The sequence below is a fragment of the Candidatus Methylacidiphilales bacterium genome, assembly GCA_025056655.1.
Lineage (GTDB): Bacteria > Verrucomicrobiota > Verrucomicrobiia > Methylacidiphilales > JANWVL01 > JANWVL01.
This window is the reverse complement of record JANWVL010000165.1, coordinates 1-2,261: the sequence shown is the minus strand read 5'-3', so window position 1 is coordinate 2,261 and position 2,261 is coordinate 1. Positions and strand designations below refer to the sequence as shown.

Annotated in this window: 1 protein-coding gene and 1 riboswitch; the gene reads left to right on the top strand. The window is 46.7% G+C overall.

Annotation, left to right across the window (positions count from 1 at the left end; all coding sequences use genetic code 11):
• Positions 1–97: 97 nt before the first annotated feature.
• A riboswitch (SAM riboswitch) is annotated at positions 98–217 on the bottom strand.
• Between the two features lie 184 nt (positions 218–401).
• Positions 402–2,123 carry a hypothetical protein gene (locus NZM04_10810; protein MCS7064506.1) on the top strand — a complete coding sequence of 574 codons (1,722 nt, stop codon included), beginning with the start codon at positions 402–404 and terminating at the stop codon, positions 2,121–2,123.
• Positions 2,124–2,261 lie beyond the last annotated feature (138 nt).

Here is a 2,261-nt window from a genome sequence, read left to right as displayed (position 1 = left end):
AGGTGGGTGAAAAATTCGCGGCTCATATTTTTTAAGAGATGGGCTTATCGCGAGCCGCTGGAGGAGGATACTTGAGTATCGTAAGGACACCGATCTCACCTCATCCTTCTTGCGTCACTTTTGCAACGCAAGCCGGGCTTGGCACCTTGACGAAAGGATCCTCTTTCCGGTTGCCGCAGCTTCAACGGGCCGGCCCCTCTGCTGCTCTTGATAAGGCAGACATACTATTATTCAGAAGCTGTCTTTGGTCAATAGAATTCACTAGAAATTTGTACACTCGCAACTGTTGGCAAATCATTTTTATTGAATTCAAGATTATTGAATTCAAGAGAAGAGAACGACGGGAAAGGGCTTAGGGCTTGTCATACAATTCACCACAGGTCATCATAAGCCAGTAAGAAATGAAAATACTCGGGATCAACTCATTTCACGGGGATGCTTCTGCAGCACTAATTATTGATGGAAAGCTTATCGCAGCCGTCGAAGAGGAACGTTTCAATCGAATAAAACATTGGGCTGGATTCCCCGAAAACTCTATACGTTGTGTATTAAAACTAGGTGGAATAGATGTCCAGCAACTGGATGCTGTAGCCCTATCATTTAATCCACGAGCTCATTTCTTCAAGCGGGCTTTGCACGCTGCAAAAATTTGGCGCAATAAAAAAAATCTTGGTGGGCGACTACAACGTTTACAGAAAGCTCTTCACTTAGCTGATGAAATTGCACGCGTTGGCCAGACCAGTCGGAAAAATTGCAAATTTAAGATATTTCCTATCGAGCACCATGAGACCCATATAGCGGCTGGTTTTTGGCCCTCTCCGTTCGAAGAAGCTGCTATTTTATCGATCGACGGGATGGGAGATTTTCTCAGCACAGTTCTCTCAGTTGGGAAAAAGGACAGATGGCAAAGATTACACCAGGTAGGCTTTCCTCATTCCTTGGGTTTTCTGTATACAGCAATCACGCTTTTTTTAGGATTTCCCAACTACGGAGATGAATACAAGGTTATGGGGCTAGCACCTTACGGTAAACCCCGTTACCTAGATCTATTTCGCAAGATTATCGCCCGTGAAGGCCTAGGATTTAGACTAAACCTTGATTACTTCATCCACCACAAGTTAGGTATCGACATGTCTTGGATTGATGGCTCGCCTGTTATCCGTCCCTTCCATTCGGCTAAGCTAGAGGAAGCTCTCGGCAAACCTCGTTCTCAAAACGAGCCGCTTACTGACCATCACCAAGACATCGCCGCCTCTTTGCAAGCGATAACTGAAGAGATCTTACTTGGAATGCTCACCGATCTCAGAAAAAAAACCCAACAACGCAACCTTTGCATCTCAGGCGGCGTAGCAATGAATTCTGTAGCAAATGGTAAAGTGCGTGAGCAAACGGGTTTCGAAAACGTTTATGTTCCAGTCGGTGCTGCAGACAACGGCACAGCCATCGGAGCTGCATTCGTGGTTTGGAAACAACACGGTGGAAGTCGAGTCTTTCAACTCGACCACGGCTACTGGGGACCTGATGTCGAAGATCAACTTTGTCTCCAAGCCTGTCAAAATGCCAACGTAGAGTATCAAAAACTCCCGGTTGACGAGATGAACCAAAAAATCGCTGATGCACTGATCGATGGCAAAGTCGTCGGTGTCTTCCGAGGTCGCATGGAGTTTGGTGCTCGAGCTCTTGGCAATCGTTCTCTCCTCGCTGATCCGCGCCGCGCCGACATGCGAGACTTGATCAACTTGAAAATCAAATTCAGAGAAAAATTTCGTCCCTTTGCTCCGAGCATTCTCGAGGAATACACTCACGAGTATTTTGAACTTCCCGAACCATCACCCTTTATGGAAAGGGTTCTCCGCGTGCGCCCGGAAAAGCGTTCTCAAATCCCCGCCGTCACTCATGTTGATGGCACAGGACGATTGCAAACTGTCTCCTACAAAACCAATCCCATCTACTGGAGCCTGATCGAGTGTTTCAGGCAAAAAACAGGTGTCCCTATTGTTCTTAATACCTCCCTCAACGAAAACGAGCCTATCGTAAACACTCCACAAGAGGCCCTCTCCTGCTTCCTGCGCACCCGCATGGATGCTATAGTTCTGGGTAATTTTTGGGTTGAGCGTAAATAAATTTCACCTTGCCAGCTTTAACTCAACCCAATCGCCGATTATTCCTAGTAGAAAAATCAACAAAAGGCATCCCACGCATGTGCACAATGTGCCGACTAACCCCATCTCCCTACTCGAAAAAAGCCCTGTGCCATAAGC

Coding starts and splice junctions, on each gene's coding strand:
- NZM04_10810 (MCS7064506.1), top strand. CDS start 402: ATGAAAATACTCGGGATCAACTCATTTCACGGGGATGCTTCTGCAGCA.